Here is a 20,888-nt window from a genome sequence, read left to right as displayed (position 1 = left end):
GTGCAAATCGGGCGTAAATAGAAAAAAGATAACAAATAGCGTCCGAAGGAACGAGAGCTGAGGCATGTATACGCACGAAGATCTAAACGCATTGCGCAATCAATCGCTGAAACTGCAGGGCTGGATACGGCAGCAGACCTTCAGCCCCGAGATGGAGAAGACGCTCCGCCGCTTCTCTAGTTGGGAAGTGTCCGAGCTGATCTTTCGGATCAACCAGTCGACCTTCCGCGGTAAGCTTGCCGCTGATCCTTCACTGCCCGGTGGTGAGGTCGAGCCAGATGGCCGACAGCGCTGGTTCAGCCTCGAAGAGGTGAACGAGCTGCGCCGCCGGCTCAAAGTCAACCGCAAATCCCTGATGCCGCCCCGCCCCGCCGGCAAACGCGCCATGCGTGCAGCTGTTGCCAATTTCAAAGGGGGTGCCGGCAAATCGACCGTTGCTTTGCATCTGGCGCATGCGGCAGCACTGGATGGCTATCGGGTACTGGTTGTAGATTTCGACCCCCAGGCGACGCTTAGCCATTCGATGGGCCTGACCGATGTGGCAGAGGATTTCACTGTCTGGGGTATTATGGCGCGCGATCTGATCCGTGAAACAGAGCGGATGAACAACCGCCCGGCCGCTGCCGAATCCGGCACCGCCCTGCCCCGCCGCGAGCTGCCACCCTCGATCACAGGTATGGGTCTGGGTGATCTGCGGGTCGCTGACTTTATTCGGCAAACCTCCTGGTCGACGATTGATGTGATTCCGTCCTGTGCGAACGCTGCCTTTGTTGAGTTTGCGTCGGCCCAGTATCGGCACCTGAATCCTGAATGGTCGTTCTTTGCAGCGGTGTCGCGCTACCTGGATCAGATCCCGGATGATGCCTATGACCTGATCCTCTTCGATTGCCCGCCCGCGATTGGCTATCAGTCCATGAATGCGGTCTTTGCGGCGGACATGCTCTATATCCCCTCCGGGCCAGGATATTGGGAATACGACTCGACCACCTCTTTCATTGGTCAGCTGGCCGAAGCGCTCGAGGATTTGGCCTATGGGTTCGACAAGACCTTACCCACGGGTAAGATCGGTCTTCCCAAAACCTTCTGCGAACTTCGTTTCCTGCTGACGCGATACGAGCCGGGCAACGCTCTGCACCTTGCGATGTTCGAGGCGTTCCGCAAGGTCTTCGGCGACAACGTTGCGCAGCACCCGGTAGAGATGACCCGCGCCGTAGAACAGTCGGGCCGCTTCCTAAGCTCGGTCTACGAGATGGATTACCGAGAGATGACGCGCGAGACTTGGCGGCGCGCACGATCGACCTTTGATAACGTCTATGAGGAATTCCGGGATGTCATGCTGACGGCCTGGGACAAGCTGGAGGATGACGCATGAGCCGTAAACGCAGAATGTTTGACATCGATATGCCGGCAATGGAGGACATCCCCGTCGGTAAAGTTCCAGACAAGGTGCTGGAGAAAAGGCGCGGTCCGATGGCTGCAGCGATCTCAGAGAACGCAGATGCCCTGCGCGACCAGCAATCAACCGAAGATACGATCCGCGCCGAAAATGACCGATTGGCGCATGAACTGGTGCGGCTACGGTCTGAAGGTTTGGTGACCGAGCGTGTGGCGCTTTCGAATGTCGTCACCGAAAAGCTGACACGCGATCGGAAGGCTGGTCCGGATGACGAGTTGGATGAATTGAAGGATTCGATCCGCGACATTGGTCTGTCAAACCCAATTCGGTTGGAACGTCGCTCGGATGGTCGATTTGATCTGATACAAGGTATGCGGCGCTTGTCTGCTTATCGCGCCTTGTATGAGGAAACCGGCGATGAGATTTACGCTGAAATCCCGGCGGGCATTTCGGATGCCGCGGATATCAATGACAGCTACCGGCGCATGGTGGATGAAAACCTCATCCGCAAGGATATCTCATTTGCGGAGATGGGTACCTTGGCGCGCGCCTACGCAGAAGATCCGGCAAATGATTGTGCGGATGTGGATAAGGCGGTGGCGATCCTGTTCAAATCAGCCAGCTACACAAAGCGCAGTTATATCCGTGCGTTTGCCAGTTTGTTGATGATGTTGGACAAGGTGCTGATGCACCCAAATGACATCCCGCGCAATCTGGGGGTCACGCTCAAACGCAAGCTCGATGCTGATCCTGGTTTGGTACGTCAGGTGAGCACCGCCGTGATGAGCGAACCGGAGCGGGACAGCGCTCGCGAGATGGCAATCTTGCGATCGTTTATAGAGGTTCAGACAGGAGCCGAAAAGAAACCGGCACCCAGCAGTTCAGGAAAAACCCGCCGCGCCAAAACGACGTTTCAAGTGTCGGGAAGGGCAGGGGTCGCCCGATGCTCGGCTTCGAACGGGCGCATAGAACTGAAATATGATCTGGATTTCACGCGTGTAGATCGTAGCAAGCTGGAACAGGCTGTCGCGGTGCTGCTTGATGATCTTCAGGAAGAGGATGATCTTACCCACGGGTAAGAAACTGCCATCTTAGACCAGACCAAGCACCGGGCTATCAGCCCGGTGTTTTGCGTATAGAGCGAGTGTCAACACATTCATCACAAGGCCATCTGCATGGTCTACGCAAACCCGTTGGGTCTGTAACTGGATCCAGGCGCTGGTTTGTTTCAACAAGGGCGTGCCCGCTTGCAAGGCGAGCTACTTTGTCAAGCAAAGCTCCCGCCAGGATGTGACGCTCCGGTCCAAGTCGAGCCCAGTCGGGCAAGCCAGTGTCTTGCGCAGGCATTGCGCGACTGAGACCATTGTTGTCTGACGCCGTTGTTCTCGTTTGAGATGCCGCCGATGTCGCGAGGGCCGGAGGCAATCAAGGCCAACGCCGTTGCCTTGTTCATGGGCCCAGCGATCATGGAAGGTGCACACAGATCAAAGACCATTCCACGGACTTATTGTGAGAGGGCAGGGGGGCAGGGCAGGGAACTAAGGTGTTTGGGCTTCAACGCCATTTCTGTGCCCAATTCCTGATAGAGCTCGCCTTAGGACGAATTGGGATGCAAATCGGGTGACAACAGTGATTTTGAGGGTTGCGGATACAGTGCTCAAAATGTCTAAATAAAGATCATTACAAAGTTACTGCTGAGCCTATGAAAAAACATATGAGGTGTGTTGCAGAAGGGTTTGAGGGTTCAGTTTTGGTTTTGTCGCAAACTTTGTTCCCACCTGTCTGTTCAAGCTTAGTTTTGGTAGCGCATGCTCCAAATTACAGGGGCAGACCGAGACAATCTCATTCAAGGATGCACACTTTCCGAAAGAAGTGATCTTGTATGCTGTTTTCTTCTATCTCCGATACCGCGTGTCTGACCGGGGTCTGGAAGAAATCATGGCTGAACGTGGCGTTGAACTGGATCACGCGACGCTGAACCGTTGGGTGAGTCGATATGCCGGTCTTGTAGCTGATGCTTCACGGTACAAAAAGCGCCCTGCCGACCGTTCATGGCGCATGGATGAGAGCTATGTGAAAGTGAAGGGTGAATGGGCTTATCTCTACCTGGCCATCGATAAATACGGCAAGACCTTGGACTTCATGCTATCCAAACGCCGGAATAAAGCTTCGGCAATAAAGTTCTTCGCTCATGTGCTTGAGGCAAACGGGTTGCCACGGTCGATTGTCATCGACAAAGGCGAGGCCAACACTGCTGGCATCAAAGCAACAAACAAGATGCCGAGAGGCTTTGGTTGTTCGGTACCGATTGAGATGGTCAGACGAAAGTATCTCAACAACATCATTGAACAAGACCATCGCTTTATAAAACGTCGCAGCTGGCCAATGCTGTGTTTCAAATCTTTCTCTTCAGCTGCATCTACCCTAGCCGGTATCGAACTGGTTAACATGATCCGCAAAGATCAGTTCACGCCCGGACTCCGTCCGTTTCAGCAGTTTGTTCAACTGGCAGGATAATGAACCCGCCTGCGCCATCTCTCCAGCCTTCAATGAAAATTGCGACAGAACCTTGTGACCGTCTTATGGGTGATATAGCCAAATACCTACGATTTGGTCAGACTTGGTATGCTACGAAATCTACACATAGCTCTGCTCTCCGTTTCATGGTTCTAGGATATATTTTCGAACGAGCGGAGAACATAAAATCCCACCAAGCCTATTTGATTTCTATGACCTCCAAAATCGATCGGGGAGACATGCGGCCATTCGCTTTGTTGAAACAAAATTCAACGAAACCACAGAAGAGAGGGCCGTACCTGTGAATTCTCATCTCGCTGATGAGCTCAGAGCAACAGATATCGTTCATGCCATCGTCTATTGTGAATAGAGTGCCGCTGTATTACTTTGTACTACATACTGGAAACAGGTGATTGCGATGAGTACCAGCCCATATTCAATCCGTCTCGATGAAGACTTGAGAAAGTCCCTGGAACGCGAAGCTGCGATCGAAGATCGACCGCCAGCACAACTCGCGGTACGGGCAATCAGAATGATGCTGGAGTCCAAGGCAGCAAAACGTGCAGCCATTGATGCGGCCGTTAAGAAAGCAGATCAAGGAAAGTTCATCGCGGCTGACGAGATGAATGCCTGGATAGACAGCTGGGATACCGAGAATGAGCTCTCTGCTCCGGTAGCAAGCGAGCAATCCAATAGCCAATGAAAATTGTATTTCTCGAAGATACGGTCCGGGACATTCAATGGTTCCGTTACTACTACACGTCAGTATTTCCTGAAGGTAGCGAAAGGGCACGAGCTCAGCTCAAAGCTATTCAGCTTACTCTAGCAGCCAACCCTTATACAGGTCACCCAAGTGACACACTCCAATATGTACGGGAGCTTTCAGTACCGCGAACCCCTTTCACGCTAATCTATCGCGTAGTGCCGACTCAGATAGAAATTCTGCGTCTCTGGGATACGCGGCAGGGCACGGAATACTGAAACCAGGAGTTTAAATTGGTGGCTTCAGCCCGGCAGGGTAGTGGGCAATCAACCGAACGTATTTTGTTATTTGATCACTAGCTTCTGCACAGATGGCGGGAAGCAGTCATGCGCTGCATTTAGTGCCAACGACCGTATTGCGGGACGAAGCGGCCCTATGCAGATGCGGCTATTGCTGACGCAGCATCCGTTTGCAGACGCGGAAAGTATATTTTTGCAACGTAGCGGTCGAAATCGTAGGAGCGGTCATTCCAAGTGCTGAGAGAATGCAGATTGCGGAACACCTCTGCTCCGCATGTGAGAGAGGGGATGCGCAGTCGCATAACGTTTGAGAGAATCGCTGCAAATATACGTGGTGACGCCAGGCTAAGTCTTAGCGCCTCTCGATGCTCCTCAGAGCTATGGAAAGCCGTACGGAAGCCAATTAGTAGCTTTTTGCCAGACGTTTAGGCAATAAAATGTATTCGTTTACAGAAAAGATGTAATCGAATACATTATTGTTCAGCCACATCGAATGGAGGATAAGATGAGGAAGTTTATTGGCGCTGCATCGACCTTTGGATTGCTGAGCGTGTTGCCTATCACAGCATTTGCACAAGCCGAAGTTGTCGTTTGGGTCGCAGGAGAGCCCGGCCAGGCGACGGTCTATGATGAACTGGCCGAGGCGTATAATGCGGCCCAATCAGACGCGACGATCACGATCGTCAAAAACTCGTCTGATCTGTTCAACCCTGCGCTTGTGCCTGCCTTGTCCGCTGGCGAGGGGCCTGATCTGTTCACATTCGGAACGGGTCCTGGTCAGCCCGCGGCGTTGATCGCAGGCGGTCTGGTAGCTGACCTGACAGACGCTTACCGTCAGAACGGATGGGACGAGATTATTCCGGAAGGCATCGTTGTGCAGACGTCCAGCGACGGTAAGCTCTGGGCATTCGGCAATGAAGTCGAAACGACCGGCATGTTCTACAACAAGACGATCTTTAACGAGGTCGGTGTTTCCGTCCCGACAACTTGGGCCGAGATGGAAGCTACGGTCGCTGCCCTACAAGAGGCGGGATACGACACGCCCATCGGGCTGGCCGGTGCTGATAAATGGCCTGTGTCGCATTGGCAGTCGATGATGTTTGGTCGCTACGCAGGCCCTGACGGTATCGAAAATGTCCTGTTTGGCGACGGCCAGTGGACCGATGCCCCGTTTGTCGCAGCTTCGGCGAAACTGCAGGAAATGGGTCAAAACGGCTGGTTCGGCCCGACGCCTGTCGCAATTGGATATGGCGAGCTGATGGACAGCTTCTGGGCCGGCGAGGTGCCCATGACGTTCACTGGCCCCTGGGTCATCGGTGGCGGCATTGACGCCGCGGGTGATCGGATCGGCGACTACAGCGTCTTTGCTGTACCCCCCTTTGAGGACGGTCAGATGATACATCCGACCAATTCTATCGGTAGCGGCTGGTACATCCGAGAAGGGTCTGAGGTTAAAGACCATGCAATTGCTTTCCTGAACAGCATGTTCATCGAGACGGGTGGTCGTGCAGCACTGTTGAATTCCGGCACTATTCCTGTCGGTTCCTTGGACGAGGCGTTGGCTCAGGCAGACATGTCTCAACTGGCGCAAGACATCTGGAAAACGTCGGATGATCACGCGGCGAACGGCTCTGTGCCCGCGTTCCTTGACACAATCACACCGGGCGGTCTGACGACTGTGTCGTATGACGGCCTGCAGGGGCTGTTGCTCAACGTGATGTCCCCTGAGGACTTCACTGCTGAGATGCAAAGCGCATGGGCTGAGGCCAAAGAGGCGGGCGAGATCATGCTGCCCGGCGGCATCGCCGAGTAGCGCGAAAGCGGGACTCGCCAAGGCGGTTTCTGGGCGCATTCCCCGCTCGGGAACCGCTTACCGTCCTCACACTCGAACTATGCCCTGTCCCTCACCTTTGCGGAGAAGACGACATGTTTCTCGATCCGAATTCGAAACTGGCGCAGCGTTTGAACCTCGTGTTGTTCTTGCTGCCCGCCCTGTCGATCTACATTCTTTTTGCCATCTACCCGACAATTTCGGTGGTCGAGTACTCATTCACGGATTGGGACGGGATCAGCCCGCAACGCAACTATATCGGACTGGAAAACTACCAGAAGATGTTCTCGGACAAGATTTTCTGGGAGGCATTTCGCAACACTTTTGTTTGGTCCGGCGTCATCCTATTGATCAATGTAGGGCTAGGACTGGTCATCGCAGCGATGCTGGCGCGGGTTTGGAAAGCGCGCCTGTTGATACAAACCTGCATCGTTCTGCCCGTCGTCATTTCGCCAATGGCGGTCGCAACTATCTGGCGCTGGATGTACCAGCCAAAGGGGGTGATCAATCAGCTTCTGGACGGCGTCGGTCTCGATGCGCTGACCCGACCATGGCTGGGTGACCCGCAGGTTGTGCTATACGCGCTTGCCTTTGCGCATAGCTGGTCGACCATAGGGCTCAGCGTCATCATCTTTCTTGCGGGACTGCAGGCCGTTGATGAAGACCTGTATGAGGCCTCGAAGGTCGATGGCGCAACCCCGGTTCAGCAGTTCCGCTTTGTAACGATGCCTGCTTTGCGTCCGGTAACAGCCGTGGTATTCATCCTGACGTTGACGCAATCCTTCAAGGTGTTCGACATAGTCTGGGCTACGACCCAGGGCGGGCCAATCCGATTCAGCGAAATTCTCTCGACCTACATGTATAAGCGCGGCGCGCTGGAGAACGACTACGGCTATGGCTCCGCGATTGGCGTAGCTTTGCTGGTGATCGTCAGCTTCGCCACGATCATTTACCTGCAAATTCAAAACCGGAAGGATCAGTGACATGGCGCGCAAATGGATCCTTTTGTTCATCCTGGGCGTCATCGCAATTTTGATGGTCGCACCGCTGATTTTGACGCTTTTTACATCGCTCAAGCCAACTACAGAACTGGTGAACCCTGCATGGGCGCCGCCCATGAACCTAACGTTCGAACACTATGTTCGCGTTTGGACAGAAGGCGGGTTCAGTGGGTATTTCTTCAACACCCTGGTCATTTCGGTTGTGGATGCAATTGTTATGATCATCATCGCCTCGCTTGCGGCCTATGCGATGGTCTTCATGCAGTTTCGCGGCAAGATGCTGTTGCAATTGTTGTTTGTGCTCGGCCTGATGATCCCCGTGACGGCGGTGGTGTTGCCCCTCTTCCAGATCGTGCGCTCACTGGGTTTGCTCAATACGCACTTAGGTGTGATCTTGGCCGACCTGGCCTTGGCCCTCTCGGTCTTTGTCTTCATGTTCACGTCTTATTTCACGGGTGTTCCGAAGGCCTTGCACGAAGCTGCGCGGATCGACGGCGCAACCGAGTTTCAGATCTATCGCCGGGTCGTCATGCCAATTGCAACGCCCGCGGTCGTCACAACAGCGCTGCTGGAGTTCCTGTGGAGTTGGAACGACCTGTTGTTGCGGCTGCTGTTGCTGACGCGCGATGAAATGCGGACATTGTCTGTCGGTCTTCTGAATTTTCAAGGAACAATGACTCGCGACGTGACCGGCCTGTCGGCAGGCACCGTGATCATGGCGGTCCCCGTGGTCCTGTTGTTCCTGGTGTTCCAGCGCAGCTTCACGCGCGGGATGACAGCAGGGGCAGTAAAATGAATAAACCTTTCCTGATTATGGATCAACACTTTCGGCACATCGAAGAACTGTTCCGCCCCTCGGCGTACAAAAAGCTGACGAATATCTGTGACATCGCAGGCGGTGTGAACTGGCCGATGTCGCGAGAGACCTTCCTCAAGCATCTGCCGCTTGCAGAATACGTGATCGCGGCAAAGCCGCAGTTGACTCGGGAAGAGCTCGATGGTGCTCAGAATCTGCGTGCCGTGATCGAAGTTTCAGGCACCTTTCAAACTGGCTTGGACTATGAGGCCTGTTTTTCGCGCGGCATTGAAGTACTGTCCTGCGCGCCCGGTTTTCGCTATTCAGTTGCTGAGATGACTTTGGGTCTGATGCTTGCTGGCGCGCGCGGAATTGTAGAGGAGCACGAGAGGTTTCGCTCAGGATCCGAGCGCTGGCTGGCCGACAATATCGGTTCGGATTTTTCACTTTACGGACAATCCATCGGCTTTGTCGGCTATGGCTCTATCGCGCGAGAAGTCGCCCGGCTGCTCGCGCCATTCTCACCGAAAATCAAGGCTTTTGATCCTTGGCTGCAAGCTTCTGAACAAAAAAACGACATTAACTTCTGCGAATTGGAAGACGCCGTCACGACATGCCGGTGCGTGGTCATCGCCGCCACACCGACCGAAGAGAATTTTCATCTCGTGTCGAAGGAACTTATCCGAAAAATTCCTCAGGGCACATTGGTCGTTGTCGTCAGTCGCGCCCACTTGGTGGATTTCGACGCACTGCTTGAGGCGGCCGAAAGCGGGCAATTGCGGATCGCCAGCGACGTGTTCCCAATCGAACCTGTGTCCAAGCGCGATCCGCTGAGGCAAGCTGAAAATGTCATATGGTCACCCCATCGCGCAGCAGCCGTTGAGGGCGGACGCCATCCAATTGGCGACATGATTGTCCATGACATCGCCGCCATGCAGGAAAACCGCACCGAGCGCCAGCTTCAAGCTGCATCGGTGGAAACCGTACAGAAGATCATCCGCGCACCATTGGTCGCGAGCTAAGGGAGGGCCGCATGGCTGGACTAGAGCTAAATAACCTATCGAAAGCCTACGGACAGACCGAGGTCTTGCACGACATCAACCTTTCTATCGCCGACGGTGAATTCATCGTCTTTGTTGGCCCTTCAGGTTGCGGCAAATCCACCTTGCTGCGCATGATCGCAGGGTTGGAGGAGATCACCGGCGGAGAGCTTCAGATCGGTGGCGCACGCGCGAACGAACTTTCACCCAAGCAGCGCGATATCGCGATGGTGTTCCAATCCTACGCGCTTTACCCACAGATGACGGTTGCCGAAAACATGGGGTTCTCGCTGAGCCTCGAGCGAAGGTCCAAAGCCGAGATTGCCGAGAAAGTGAAAGAGGCCGCCGACGCCCTGCAACTCGGCCCCTATCTCGATCGCAAACCGGGGCAATTGTCCGGGGGTCAGCGCCAGCGCGTCGCTATTGGCCGCGCAATTGTTCGCAAGCCCAAAGTCTTCCTCCTGGACGAACCTCTATCCAACCTCGACGCGGCTTTGCGGTCGGAGACCCGCGTTGAAATTAGCGAACTGCACCAGCGCATGGAAACGACCATGATCTACGTGACCCATGATCAGGTTGAAGCCATGACAATGGCGGACCGGATCGTTGTCCTGAACGGCGGCTATATCGAACAGGTCGGCAGCCCGATGGACCTCTACAACCATCCTGCCTCGGAATTTGTTGCAGGCTTTATCGGGTCACCGAAGATGAACTTCATCAAAGGCGCACATGCCCAAGCGGCAGGTGCCACGACACTGGGTGTGCGGCCCGAACACTTCATCATGGGGCAAAGCGACGATTCATGGGAAGGCAGGGTTGGGCTGGTCGAACGTTTGGGCCATGACACCGTGCTCTACGTAAATGTTGATGGCGCAGGTGCTTTGACCGTTAATCTTAGCGGACAACACGATCAAAAGGTTGGCGAGACCGTTTACCTGAAGCCAAATCCGCAGTTCATTCATAAATTCGACCAAGAAGGTCGACCGCTGGTGGCATGATCCTATGAATGTGGTGCGAATGACGAAGAAACCGACTGTAAAAGATGTGGCACGCGAGGCTGGTGTATCTATAGCCACCGTTTCGCGAGCGATGTCCAAACCGGATGATGTGAAATCCGAGACGCGCGACGCAGTCTTTGACGCGATGAAACGAATTGGCTATCGCGCCAATCAAGCGGCTGCCGAGCTGCGCAGAGGCAGCTCCAAAACCATTCTGGTTCTGGTGTCCGACATTACCAACGCTTTTTTTGCGTCGTTCTTCAAAGGTATCGAAGAAGAAGCGCGCGAGCACGGCTATGTCGTGCTGATCGGCGATACTTCCGAGGACACAGAAACCGAACGCGTCTATACCGATATGTTGTTAATGAATCAGGCCGGCGGTATGATCCTTAACACCCTCAGCATTCCCGAAGATCTGCTGCCAAGCGACGACAAAGGCGTCTATTCCGGCCCGCCCTTGGTATCCTGTGGGGGGCATCGTGAACTGGAATTGCCGACCGTGCGCACGGGTGACGAATTGGGCGGGCGTCTTGCAGCAGAACACCTGATCGGATTGGGTCACACTAATATCGTTCAGGTCTGCGGGTCTCTCAACGTTCCGGGTTTCGAGCGGCGGTATCTGGGCTTTCGCGACGCGCTTCTGAAAGCTGGCATCGACCCTCAGGATGAGCGACGGATATTTGGCGATCTATCGATCGAGTTTGGTCAAAGCGCAGCAAAGTCGCTGACAGCTTCGGGAAATTTGCCGACGGCCGTCTTTGTGCATAATGATGAAACCGCGACAGGCTTGCTACACGGCTTGTCTCAGGCGGGTCTGAAGGTGCCCGACGATATCTCTGTCATCGGGTATGATGACATGCCCTATTCGGCCGTCTTCAATCCAGGTCTATCGTCGATCCGGCTGCCGCGACGGGAGTGGGGAAGATTGGCGGCCCGCAAACTTATCGCGGTTCTTGAGAACCAGCCGGGCGCGAAAGAAGCGCAAATCATTAAACCGGAACTGATCGTGCGCGACAGTACCGCAGCCCCGCGTGGCGAAGCGCACACTGTTGCAAAACCAGGATAGCCCAATGATCCGAGCCATTGTCTGGGGCGAGAACGTCCATGAAAAAAAGAGCAAGATCGTAGCTGATCTTTACCCTGACGGGATGCATAACTGCATTGCCGACACCTTAAAGAGGGGCGGGATCGATGCCAGCACCGCAACCTTGCAAGACTCCGAACACGGTTTGCCGCAATCACGTCTGGACGAAACGGATGTCTTGATCTGGTGGGGCCACGCTGCACACGGCGAAGTTGACGATGTAGTTGTCGAGCGCGTGGCAGATGCGGTCTATGGTGGGATGGGTTTGATCCTGTTGCACTCCGCCCATTTCTCCAAGATTTTCAAGAAACTGATGGGGACGCCCTGCAACCTGACATGGCGGGAAGCGGGCGAGCGCGAACGCCTGTGGGTAACGTCCCGCCACCATCCCATTGCGCGAGGGCTGCCTGAGCATTTCGAGTTGGAGCAGGAAGAGATGTACGGGGAGCCTTTTGCTGTTCCCGAGCCTCTTGAAACGGTATTTATCAGCTGGTTCCAGGGCGGAGAAGTCTTCCGGTCAGGCCTGACCTATCGGCGCGGCGCGGGCAACGTGTTCTACTTCCGACCCGGCCACGAGGCGTATCCGACCTATTACGACACCAACGTTCAGAAAGTGTTGGTGAACGCCGTCAAGTGGGCCACGAACACAGAGGTCCGTATAGCAGACGTTCATGGTGCCCCAAACATTGATGTTGCACAGTCGCATGAGCCGATTACCGCACGCGGACCCAAGCTGCACGCAGATGGCGAAGAAGGGTTCCGCTAAATGGCCGACAGAATTCGTCTTGGTATGGTTGGCGGCGGACAGGGGGCCTTCATTGGCGCCGTTCATCGCATCGCGGCACGGATGGATGACCAATTTGAACTGGTCGCCGGCGCATTGTCGTCCAACGCCGAACGCGCCCAGATCTCTGCCGCTGCACTTGGTCTCGACCCGGATCGCAGCTATTCCGACTTCCGCGCTATGGCAAAGGCCGAAGGTTCCCGGCCCGATGGGATCGAAGCCGTTTCCATTGTCACGCCGAACCATATGCACGCTGATCCCATTATTGCTTTCCTTGAAGAAGACATCCACGTGGTCAGCGACAAACCCCTTGCTTCGACAGTCGAAGACGCACAAAGGATCGAAGCAGCTGTTGCAGCGTCCAAGGCGCAGTTTGTCCTAACTCATAACTATACAGGTTATCCTCTAATCCGACATGCCAAACGGATCATCGACGCCGGAGAAATAGGCGCCGTGCGCATCGTTCAGGTGGAATACGCGCAAGACTGGCTGGCAGAGCCGTTGGAAGAATCTGGCAACAAACAAGCCACGTGGCGCACCGACCCGGCAAAGTCCGGTGCGGGTGGCGCGATCGGAGATATTGGCACCCATGCGTTCAACCTATTGTCTTTTGTCACGGGCTTGAAAATCCAGGCCTTGGCCGCTGACTTGCACTGCTTCTTTGAAGGGCGACGGTTGGATGACAATGCCCACATCATGTTGCGGCTGGAAGGCGGCGCCAAGGGGATGATTTGGGCCAGCCAGGTCGCTGTCGGCTGCGAGAACGGGCTTCGGCTGCGCATCTTTGGAGAAATCGGTTCGCTGGAGTGGGCCCAAGAACACCCAAACGAGCTTCACCTCGCCACACTCGGCAAACCCCGTCAGGTTCTGACACGCGGTGGCTATGGGCTGGGTGATCAGGCGGCGAATTGGACGCGCATACCACCCGGCCATCCCGAGGGCTATCTTGAAGGGTTTGCAAACATCTACAGTGAGGCGGCCAAGCTGATCCGAGGTGAAGAGCTGGATGTTTCTCTTCCGGGCATCAGTGAAGGGATGTCAGGTATGGCATTTATCGAAACTTGCATCGCTTCGAACATGTCAGATGGCAATTGGGTCACAGTCCCTTAGCCTCAAGAGGAATGAATCTGCCTCGGTGGATTCCGTCCGCGTAACAGGTAGTTCTGTGCAGGCCTCAGAGAGTGCCCCGCCACAAGGATGGTGGTGGGCTGTGCATTCTAGATGGCATCTAGGTTTTGGACCCATTAATTTGGTTGTGGTCATCTTGCCTACGTGATTCATACCCGTGAGTTTCAGGAGGATCTGTTGCGAAGTTTTAACTGGCGATAGCGATAGCATTGTACCGGCGGGCTAAGCGGCCAGCTCTGCAAATTGCCGAAACGGACAGACTCCGGGCGTGATTTGACCTTTGCGGATCATGTGTGCCACTTCGATTCCGTCGAGGGTTGCCGCCGCTGCAGCGAACGCCTTGAACCCTAGCATTGGCCGGACGCGTCTTTTGATGAAACGATGGTCCTGTTCCAAGATGTTGTTCAGGTATTTCCACCTCACCATCTCAATCGAGATCGGGCAGCCAAAGCCTTTCAGCATATTGTTGATCGCCTTGATACCAGCTGTTTTGGCTCCGCTTCTGTCAACGACAATTTTTTGCGGTAGACCAATGAGCTCCAACATCCGGGTGAAGAATTTGGTGGCGGCAGGCTTGCTCCGACGGTGTGAAAGCATGAAATCGAAAGTTTTGCCGTGTTTGTCGACCCCTCGGTAGAGGTAAACCCATGATCCCTCTACTATAGTATACGTTTCGTCCATTCGCCAGGAGCGGTTGCATTTGCCTTTGCGGCGGCGTGCCGTTTCAGCGATTGCGCAAGAGTACCGTGTCACCCAGCGGTTCTGCGTTGTGTGATCGACGGAAACACCTCGCTCTGCCATGATCTCTTCCAGATCGCGGTAGGAAACGCCGTATCGAACGTAGAAGAATACCGCGAATAGGATCACATCTTTCGGATACTGTGCACCTTTGAAAGAAATCATGAGCTGGCTTTCGACTTGATACGACCGACGAGTCATTCACTCGTCAATTCCGAAAGCGTCAATGGTCGAAAGTTTGCAACGGAACCCTAATTGGCAACTTTACCCGAGGTTGCGCCTCAGCAGATTCTGTCGTGCCAGTCATCTGTTGATTCTGAGGACTGCGGGCCGATCGTCTGTTCGTGTTTCGAGGTTGGCCTAACGACCATTGTCCGCGCCATTCATGACAAGCGTTTGATCAGTGTGGACGATATCGGAGACGCCCTTAGCGCGGGAACGAACTGCGGTTCATGTCGGCCAGAGTTGGCTGACTTGGTTAAGGCGCATTCGAAATTGATCCGCAACAAGCCGAAGAAATGCCCGCAAGAACAATTGGGGTAGTCTCAAGGTTCTCGTTGCAGGATTGTTGTATATTGTGTTTGAGCAGCAAAATTCGTCTCAGACGTCACGCGCAATAGCGATGATGCTTATCGACCAAGAGCAGTTCCGGGCCGGACTCGGCGGCAAGGCGACAAATGTCGCTATTCGTTGAACAGGTTTGACAGATACCCTGTGGTCTGAGACGATCCCAACATTCGCGAAGGAGATACTGACAATGGACCAGCATACTTTCTGATCCCGCCGCGCACTGGCCCGAAATGGCAGAATGCGCACCGAAACACTCCTGCGGAGGACTCTGACAATGGACTCACGACGCTAGCCCCTTGTGGGCGTTCGTAGTCGTACATCTGTGCGACTTAAGCTGCTTTTTGTCATGAGGTGCAATATGCCCTTCAAGCCACCAAAATTTACCCGTGAGGGAACCCTTCCTGCTGTGGAGGACACACTGAAATCTGCGAAGCCTGTGGAGACCAAAGCCAAACTACCGCGTGATCTGCGCAAGAAAGTGCCACGGCGAGCGGCCAAGCGGATGAACATGCCCGGGAAAGCGGGCGGTCGTTAGAGACTGGTGCGGGGCGCGTTTTTCGCCCCGCACTTTTAATCTGAATGGTCCACGGCGCAGCACGCGCCCAAGAGCGCATTGCAAACCAGTGTTTGCAATACAGGTTGGTGCAGAACAGTTCGCGCGAAACTCTGGTGCAAGTGCTTAGTTTATGCAGGTCTACGCTGGCGTTTGCGGCAAAGACAGCCTGTCTGTCTTCATGCAACCTGACATCACCAACTTAGATACGCGATCGCTGATCAGGGCGGCATGAACTTTGCGGGGGTTCGCTGACGCATAGTCACTGTGCGTTTTGCGCTACTGGTGAGACTGATCCGAATTCCCACCTATGTCACGAAAGGAGACGACCGATGCTCGATACATACACCATCCGCCAAGACGATATGCCGAAAGAGATGCGGTTTCTCTTGGAAAAATATCCCCGCGACAGCTGGGATGCGCACCCTGGGTTCAAGGAAAAAACCAGGCATTGGCTCGGGGCACACCAGATGTTCCGCCGCCTGGCGGAACGTATTCAATTGGATACGGAAGATGTGTTGAACAACGATATGGGGTTGGACGATTATGCTGGTCGGCTGTCCTACCATGGCGGCAATCTGGTTGGGAGCCTGCATGGTCATCACGGCTGGGAAGATCGCAGCTATTTCCCTGAATTGTCGGCTGCAGACCCGCGATTTGATGCGGGGCTTGAGCTTCTGGAACAGGATCACGCGGATCTAGACAAGGTATTGGATGATTTCACCCGTATAGCGAACCGTGTGATCAAACTGTCTGCTCTGGATGAGTCCCAAGCCTATGATGAGGCCGGGCAGCTCCATGCGACAAGCAAAACGATCAAAGCGTTTCTGGAACGCCATTTGAGTGATGAGGAAGAATTGGCCGTACCAATTATCTTGCATCACAGACTCAGAGGATGATGCTGACCTCATGACCGACACATCAACTGAAGAAGACCAGACTGCCATCGCTGAGCGCCGCGCACGAGGTGAATTTGTGCGCGGCGTCAGTGGCTTTCGTCATGCCATTGGTGATCCTGAGTTTCCTGCAGAACCCCACCGGTATCACCTGTTCGTGGCGCTGAATTGTCCGTGGTGTCATCGCGTGACCTTGGCGCGCAGTGTTCTGGGGTTGCACGACAGTGTCACGATGGATGTAGCCTTCCCCAACCGCACTGGCGAAGACGATCCAGAGGGACCGAACCTGTGGGAGTTTACGCCTGACCGCATTGCCTCGCTCACAGGCGAGACCTTGCCGGAGTGCACCGGAGAGACCGGAACCGGCAGAGGACTTCGCCTTGCTAAAGGTATTTACCGTGCCGAAGGCTCCGATGAGCAATCCCTTCCGATCCTTTATGATAAGAAATCAGGCCAAATCGTGAGCAACGAAAGCGCCGAAATTATCCGCATGTTGGATGTCTGTGCAGAGGCCCTTGGCGGCACCATCCCGGCAAATAGGCGCGTGAGGCTTTACCCGGACGACGAAGTACTGCGTCAACACATCCATAACTTGAATGACTTGATCTACACGGCAATCAATAACGGCGCCTACAAGGCCGGGTTTTCATCTGATCAAACGATCTATGCCGCAGCATTTGACGCCTATTTCGAGGCACTTGAACAATTGGAGCAGCTCCTTTCTGATGGCAGGCCCTTTTTAACGGGCATTCACTTCTCAGAGGCCGATCTGCGCCTGTTCCCCACTCTTTATCGCCATGATCCCGTCTACTATGTGCGGATGAAGCTTAACGGAGCGCGGATATTGGATTATCCGCATTTATGGCGTTGGCTATGCCGTGTGTATGCACTGCCTGGCGTTGCCAACTCCGGATCCCTTGTCCATTGCCGCCAGGGATATTTCGGGCGCAGTTGGAATGGCGTCGTTCCCCGTGGTCCATCTAAACCAATGTCTTACCCTGAAGCCTATCTACGTCCTGATCTCGCAGTGCTGTAGGCGTCGTCAGTTTGGCTGTACATTGGGGTCGGGATGCACTGATTTCCGCAGGCTTGCGGGCCACGTCCAGTTTCGTAAGTTAGGCGCCAGCATCAGAGAGGGCATGGAATGAGCTGGACCGAATATCTCGACACACACCAATCGCGCTTTGTTGAAGAGCTGTGCGACTTCATTCGTATTCCATCGGTTTCAGCCAAACCCGAAAACGCGGGCGATGTTCGAAAGGCCGGGCAGTGGGTGGTTGATCGGTTGGTTGCGGCGGGAATGGAAAACGTTCAGATGATGGAGACTGCCGGTCATCCGGTGGTCTGTGCCGATTGGCTGCATGCCGGGCCTGATGTGCCTACGATTCTGATCTATGGCCATTTTGACGTGCAACCAGCCGAACCATTTGAGCTCTGGTCTTCGCCTCCGTTCGAGCCGACGATCCGCGGAGATCGGATTTATGGGCGTGGGGCGACCGACGACAAAGGTGCCATGTTCATCCCGATCCTTGCGGCTGAGGCTTTGCTGGCGGAAACCGGGAAACTGCCAGTCAATGTGCGGTTTTTCTTTGAGGGCCAGGAAGAGATCGGATCGCCCGACCTTCCGCCCTTTATCGAGGCAAATCTCGACCGGCTTCAGGCCGATATGATCTTTTCTGCCGATGGCAGCCAGTGGGATACCGAGACGCCGCAACTTGTCCTCGGTCTGAAAGGGCTCACCTCACTTGAGATCTCGGTTCAGGGCGCCAAATCCGATTTGCATTCTGGTATGCATGGCGGCGGCGTCGCAAACCCGGCGATGGCGCTGGCCCAGTTGCTTGCCAGTATGAAATCGACCGATGGTCGCATCACGGTGGATGGTTTCTACGACGATGTCGTCGAGCTGACAGATGAAGACCGTGCGGCAATTGCGCGGGTGCCCTGGGACGAGGCGGCCTATCTGGCCCAGACCGGAGCGCCAGCGACCTTGGGCGAGCCGGGATATTCCACACGTGAAAACCTATGGGCGCGCCCGACGCTTGAGGTCAACGGGTTGACCAGTGGTTGGCAAGGGGAAGGCACAAAGACCGTTTTGCCCGCAGTTGCTTCGGCCAAGATCACGTGTCGCTTGGTGGCCGATCAGAACCCCGAAAAGATCTTTGATCTGATCTCGGCCCATGTTGAGGCTTATTGCCCGCCGGGTGTCACTGCTGAGGTATCGCGCAACCCAGGGCGCGCGGACCCGTTCCTTGTACCGGCAGGACACAACGCAACCGCAATCGCGGGACAGGTTCTCGAAGAGGTTTACGGCAAACCGGCGTACAAACCCCGCGTTGGTGGCTCGATCCCTGTCATGTCGACCTTGCTGGATGAGTTGGGTCTGCATGCTGTCATGTTTGCCTTTGGACATGAGGATGAAAACCAACACGCCCCTGACGAGTTCTTCCGTCTGCCAACCTTCAGACGTGGCCAAACGGCTTACGCCCGGTTGATGGAACGGTTGGGCGAATAGTGCTAACAGCCAACATCGGTTCAACCGTTTTCACACGCTTCCGTCATCACTGCATAGGTGCGATCTATGACATGCCGCACCTCAGCGAGAAACCGATCTTCATGATGCGTGACGAGCCATTGATCATGTTCCAGATCGTCAATCAAAGGTGACACTGGTTTCAGGCCCGGCTGCGTGTTTCCAATGAAAGTTGGCAGAACCGCTCGGGCAAGACCTGCATTTGCAAGCTCAAGCGCATTCTGTGGCGCCGTCACTTCGATGGCGTCGTCCTCTTGCGAATGTTCTTTCACCCATCTGGCCGAGGGTGTTTTGGACATGACGCGCACCCAGGTCGAAATGCCTTCTTCCGCAGCATAGACTGCAAACCGAACCCGCCCGATCTTGCGACCGGCCAAGCCGATCTCTTCTGGCCGGTGGTTTCGAATGCCGATCGCGGCTTCCCGGTGTCCGATGTTCAATAGGTCTTCTGACGAGATGAAACGCAGCCGGACTGGCATTGATCCCTTAAGTCTTGCGAGAGCGCCAATCAAAATTCTTGTTACCCAGGTCCCGGCCGAAATTTTGACTAATGGTGGCGCAGTAGCAAGGCCGCTTTCCGTGACAGGTCGGACGCGCGCTTCGATGCTTTCGACTTTTTTCAAAAGCGCTTGTCCGTCTTCGGTCAAGTCATACCCTCGCGGTTTACGGTGAAACAGCTCGGTTCCGAGGTTGCGCTCAAGCTCGATCATGCGCCGACCCAGCGTGGGTGCGCTCTTGCCGGTCTGTTCAGCTGCTGGCCCAAGCCCGCCCGCTCTGGCAACCGCAAGGAAAAGCCGCAGGTTGTCCCAGTCAAAGTTACTTTCATACATGAAATGAAGGTTACATTTTGTGTTGTTGATGAAAAGGCTGTGATGGCGTTTTTTCTGAAGGATCAGTCAGGAGACTCACAGATGAACTTTCTCGAAACCGAAATCTCACCCCTTGGCATGGGGTGCTGGCCGATTGGTGGCAAAATGTACTGTGGTAAGCAGTCGTTGGGTTACACCCGATCGGACGACGGTGCCTCCATTCGTACGATCCACGCGGCACTGGACGGTGGGATCACACTTTTTGACACCGCTGCCGCCTACGGCGCTGGGCATTCGGAACGTTTGTTGGGCAAAGCGCTAAAGCATCGACCCGACGCCCTGATTGTCACAAAGATAGGGGTTGGGATCGATGAAGCGAGCAGACAGATTTCATTTGACCCCTTCACCCCCGATCAGGTTGGCCCTGCTGTAGATGGGTGCCTGTCGCGGCTGGAACGGGATCGGATCGATCTCTTGCTGTTGCATGTGAACGATATGCCAATTGACGAGGCCGAGGCGGTGTTTGACGAACTGGACCGGCAAAAAGAGGCCGGGAAACTACGTGCCTACGGTTGGAGCACCGACTATTCCGAAAGCGCCCGGGCAGCCGCATCCAGGGATGGCTTCAGTGCAGTGGAATACGTGTTGAACGTCTTTTTCGACGCGCCCCGCATGCAACAGGTGGTCCAAGAGGAAGGATTGTTGTCCCTTATCCGCTCACCGCTTGCGATGGGGCTGCTTACAGGGAAATACAATCGGAATACCATTATGGCGTCTGATGATGTGCGTGCATCCGGCGAAAGCTGGATGGAGTACTATACGGATGGCCGGGTAAATCCAGATTTCATGCGACAGCTCGATACGGTTCGCGATTTACTCACCACAAATGGTCGAACGCTTGTGCAGGGGGCTCTTGGGTGGATATGGGGCCAATCTGAAACATATGTACCGATTCCGGGCGCACGGACAGAAGAACAAATTGAGGGCATTTCAGGCGCACTGACCTTCGGTGCTTTGCCGGATGAAGTAATGAACGAAATTGAAAGCTTGATTGCACGCAAAACTAAAGAACCAGACCGCGCGAGGTAGGGTGAGGATGCATTGATTTTCGCTGCGCTGCGAGATTCACAGCTCCGAAAACGGAGCGATGAAATGAGCGACCTTTATTGGCTTACAGATGAGCAGATGGCCAAGCTTTCCCCTTTCTTCCCGAAG

Annotated in this window: 20 protein-coding genes; 18 read left to right on the top strand and 2 right to left on the bottom strand. The window is 54.8% G+C overall.

The window, feature by feature from the left end:
- Positions 1 to 64 precede the first annotated feature (64 nt).
- From ACR0JE_RS12795 to ACR0JE_RS12735, 13 genes are all read left to right on the top strand, one after another.
- Positions 65 to 1,372, top strand: coding sequence for an AAA family ATPase (locus ACR0JE_RS12795; protein WP_480501703.1), 1,308 nt, complete (start codon positions 65 to 67; stop codon positions 1,370 to 1,372).
- Positions 1,369 to 2,475, top strand: a complete 1,107-nt coding sequence (locus tag ACR0JE_RS12790) for a ParB/RepB/Spo0J family partition protein (protein WP_480864418.1) — start codon at positions 1,369 to 1,371, stop codon at positions 2,473 to 2,475. Before ACR0JE_RS12795 ends, ACR0JE_RS12790 begins: the two co-directional genes overlap by 4 nt.
- A 760-nt stretch (positions 2,476 to 3,235) precedes the next feature.
- On the top strand, positions 3,236 to 3,913 hold the full coding sequence (locus tag ACR0JE_RS12785; protein WP_480864519.1) for an IS6 family transposase: 678 nt from the start codon (positions 3,236 to 3,238) through the stop codon (positions 3,911 to 3,913).
- A 418-nt stretch (positions 3,914 to 4,331) separates the two neighbouring features.
- Entirely contained in the window at positions 4,332 to 4,616 is a 285-nt protein-coding gene (locus ACR0JE_RS12780; RefSeq protein ID WP_480864417.1) for a CopG family ribbon-helix-helix protein, read from the top strand.
- A complete protein-coding gene (locus tag ACR0JE_RS12775; protein ID WP_480864416.1) occupies positions 4,613 to 4,894 on the top strand; it encodes a type II toxin-antitoxin system RelE/ParE family toxin in 282 nt (93 codons plus the stop codon). Before ACR0JE_RS12780 ends, ACR0JE_RS12775 begins: the two co-directional genes overlap by 4 nt.
- Positions 4,895 to 5,420: 526 nt before the next feature.
- On the top strand, positions 5,421 to 6,728 hold the full coding sequence (locus ACR0JE_RS12770; RefSeq protein ID WP_480864415.1) for an ABC transporter substrate-binding protein: 1,308 nt from the start codon (positions 5,421 to 5,423) through the stop codon (positions 6,726 to 6,728).
- Between the two features lie 113 nt (positions 6,729 to 6,841).
- Entirely contained in the window at positions 6,842 to 7,729 is an 888-nt protein-coding gene (locus tag ACR0JE_RS12765; RefSeq protein WP_480864414.1) for a carbohydrate ABC transporter permease, read from the top strand.
- 1 nt (position 7,730) lies between these two features.
- Positions 7,731 to 8,543 carry a carbohydrate ABC transporter permease gene (locus tag ACR0JE_RS12760; protein WP_480864413.1) on the top strand — a complete coding sequence of 271 codons (813 nt, stop codon included), beginning with the start codon at positions 7,731 to 7,733 and terminating at the stop codon, positions 8,541 to 8,543.
- 104 nt (positions 8,544 to 8,647) lie between these two features.
- Complete coding sequence (locus tag ACR0JE_RS12755; protein ID WP_480864412.1) at positions 8,648 to 9,565, top strand: NAD(P)-dependent oxidoreductase; 918 nt, start codon at positions 8,648 to 8,650, stop codon at positions 9,563 to 9,565.
- 11 nt (positions 9,566 to 9,576) lie between these two features.
- Entirely contained in the window at positions 9,577 to 10,581 is a 1,005-nt protein-coding gene (locus ACR0JE_RS12750; protein ID WP_480864411.1) for an ABC transporter ATP-binding protein, read from the top strand.
- A gap of 19 nt (positions 10,582 to 10,600) precedes the next feature.
- Complete coding sequence (locus ACR0JE_RS12745; protein WP_480864410.1) at positions 10,601 to 11,647, top strand: LacI family DNA-binding transcriptional regulator; 1,047 nt, start codon at positions 10,601 to 10,603, stop codon at positions 11,645 to 11,647.
- Between the two features lie 4 nt (positions 11,648 to 11,651).
- Entirely contained in the window at positions 11,652 to 12,431 is a 780-nt protein-coding gene (locus ACR0JE_RS12740) for a ThuA domain-containing protein (RefSeq protein WP_480864409.1), read from the top strand.
- Entirely contained in the window at positions 12,432 to 13,559 is a 1,128-nt protein-coding gene (locus ACR0JE_RS12735; protein ID WP_480864408.1) for a Gfo/Idh/MocA family protein, read from the top strand.
- Positions 13,560 to 13,799: 240 nt separating this feature from the next.
- On the opposite strand, the gene ACR0JE_RS12730 is transcribed toward ACR0JE_RS12735, so the two are convergent.
- Entirely contained in the window at positions 13,800 to 14,480 is a 681-nt protein-coding gene (locus ACR0JE_RS12730; protein ID WP_480864518.1) for an IS6 family transposase, read from the bottom strand.
- A gap of 90 nt (positions 14,481 to 14,570) precedes the next feature.
- On the opposite strand from ACR0JE_RS12730, the gene ACR0JE_RS12725 reads away from it, so the two are divergent.
- The 4 genes from ACR0JE_RS12725 to ACR0JE_RS12710 all read left to right on the top strand — a co-directional run bounded on the left by ACR0JE_RS12725 (position 14,571) and on the right by ACR0JE_RS12710 (position 18,846).
- On the top strand, positions 14,571 to 14,858 hold the full coding sequence (locus tag ACR0JE_RS12725) for a (2Fe-2S)-binding protein (RefSeq protein ID WP_480864407.1): 288 nt from the start codon (positions 14,571 to 14,573) through the stop codon (positions 14,856 to 14,858).
- Positions 14,859 to 15,770: 912 nt separating this feature from the next.
- Positions 15,771 to 16,337, top strand: coding sequence for a hemerythrin domain-containing protein (locus tag ACR0JE_RS12720; protein ID WP_480864406.1), 567 nt, complete (start codon positions 15,771 to 15,773; stop codon positions 16,335 to 16,337).
- A 10-nt stretch (positions 16,338 to 16,347) separates the two neighbouring features.
- The gene (locus ACR0JE_RS12715; RefSeq protein ID WP_480864405.1) at positions 16,348 to 17,370 is read left to right on the top strand and encodes a glutathione S-transferase C-terminal domain-containing protein; all 1,023 of its coding nucleotides are present in this window, start codon (positions 16,348 to 16,350) and stop codon (positions 17,368 to 17,370) included.
- 108 nt (positions 17,371 to 17,478) lie between these two features.
- Positions 17,479 to 18,846, top strand: coding sequence for a dipeptidase (locus tag ACR0JE_RS12710; RefSeq protein ID WP_480864404.1), 1,368 nt, complete (start codon positions 17,479 to 17,481; stop codon positions 18,844 to 18,846).
- Between the two features lie 20 nt (positions 18,847 to 18,866).
- On the opposite strand, the gene ACR0JE_RS12705 is transcribed toward ACR0JE_RS12710, so the two are convergent.
- Positions 18,867 to 19,694, bottom strand: coding sequence for a LysR family transcriptional regulator (locus ACR0JE_RS12705; RefSeq protein ID WP_480864403.1), 828 nt, complete (start codon positions 19,692 to 19,694; stop codon positions 18,867 to 18,869).
- Positions 19,695 to 19,775: 81 nt separating this feature from the next.
- On the opposite strand from ACR0JE_RS12705, the gene ACR0JE_RS12700 reads away from it, so the two are divergent.
- A complete protein-coding gene (locus tag ACR0JE_RS12700; RefSeq protein ID WP_480864402.1) occupies positions 19,776 to 20,762 on the top strand; it encodes an aldo/keto reductase in 987 nt (328 codons plus the stop codon).
- Positions 20,763 to 20,888 lie beyond the last annotated feature (126 nt).

This window comes from Ruegeria sp. H3 (assembly GCF_056533095.1).
The sequence above is the reverse complement of the archived record's forward strand: the minus strand, read 5'-3'. Positions and strand labels throughout refer to the sequence as shown.

Excerpts from the sequence above, each read along its gene's own strand:
- ACR0JE_RS12750 (WP_480864411.1), top strand. The coding sequence starts at position 9,577 with ATGGCTGGACTAGAGCTAAATAACCTATCGAAAGCCTACGGACAGACC.
- ACR0JE_RS12700 (WP_480864402.1), top strand. The coding sequence starts at position 19,776 with ATGAACTTTCTCGAAACCGAAATCTCACCCCTTGGCATGGGGTGCTGG.
- ACR0JE_RS12770 (WP_480864415.1), top strand. The coding sequence starts at position 5,421 with ATGAGGAAGTTTATTGGCGCTGCATCGACCTTTGGATTGCTGAGCGTG.
- ACR0JE_RS12775 (WP_480864416.1), top strand. The coding sequence starts at position 4,613 with ATGAAAATTGTATTTCTCGAAGATACGGTCCGGGACATTCAATGGTTC.
- ACR0JE_RS12780 (WP_480864417.1), top strand. The coding sequence starts at position 4,332 with ATGAGTACCAGCCCATATTCAATCCGTCTCGATGAAGACTTGAGAAAG.
- ACR0JE_RS12715 (WP_480864405.1), top strand. The coding sequence starts at position 16,348 with ATGACCGACACATCAACTGAAGAAGACCAGACTGCCATCGCTGAGCGC.
- ACR0JE_RS12740 (WP_480864409.1), top strand. The coding sequence starts at position 11,652 with ATGATCCGAGCCATTGTCTGGGGCGAGAACGTCCATGAAAAAAAGAGC.
- ACR0JE_RS12795 (WP_480501703.1), top strand. The coding sequence starts at position 65 with ATGTATACGCACGAAGATCTAAACGCATTGCGCAATCAATCGCTGAAA.
- ACR0JE_RS12765 (WP_480864414.1), top strand. The coding sequence starts at position 6,842 with ATGTTTCTCGATCCGAATTCGAAACTGGCGCAGCGTTTGAACCTCGTG.
- ACR0JE_RS12745 (WP_480864410.1), top strand. The coding sequence starts at position 10,601 with ATGACGAAGAAACCGACTGTAAAAGATGTGGCACGCGAGGCTGGTGTA.
- ACR0JE_RS12735 (WP_480864408.1), top strand. The coding sequence starts at position 12,432 with ATGGCCGACAGAATTCGTCTTGGTATGGTTGGCGGCGGACAGGGGGCC.
- ACR0JE_RS12760 (WP_480864413.1), top strand. The coding sequence starts at position 7,731 with ATGGCGCGCAAATGGATCCTTTTGTTCATCCTGGGCGTCATCGCAATT.
- ACR0JE_RS12710 (WP_480864404.1), top strand. The coding sequence starts at position 17,479 with ATGAGCTGGACCGAATATCTCGACACACACCAATCGCGCTTTGTTGAA.
- ACR0JE_RS12730 (WP_480864518.1), bottom strand. The coding sequence starts at position 14,480 with ATGATTTCTTTCAAAGGTGCACAGTATCCGAAAGATGTGATCCTATTC.
- ACR0JE_RS12705 (WP_480864403.1), bottom strand. The coding sequence starts at position 19,694 with ATGTATGAAAGTAACTTTGACTGGGACAACCTGCGGCTTTTCCTTGCG.
- ACR0JE_RS12790 (WP_480864418.1), top strand. The coding sequence starts at position 1,369 with ATGAGCCGTAAACGCAGAATGTTTGACATCGATATGCCGGCAATGGAG.
- ACR0JE_RS12720 (WP_480864406.1), top strand. The coding sequence starts at position 15,771 with ATGCTCGATACATACACCATCCGCCAAGACGATATGCCGAAAGAGATG.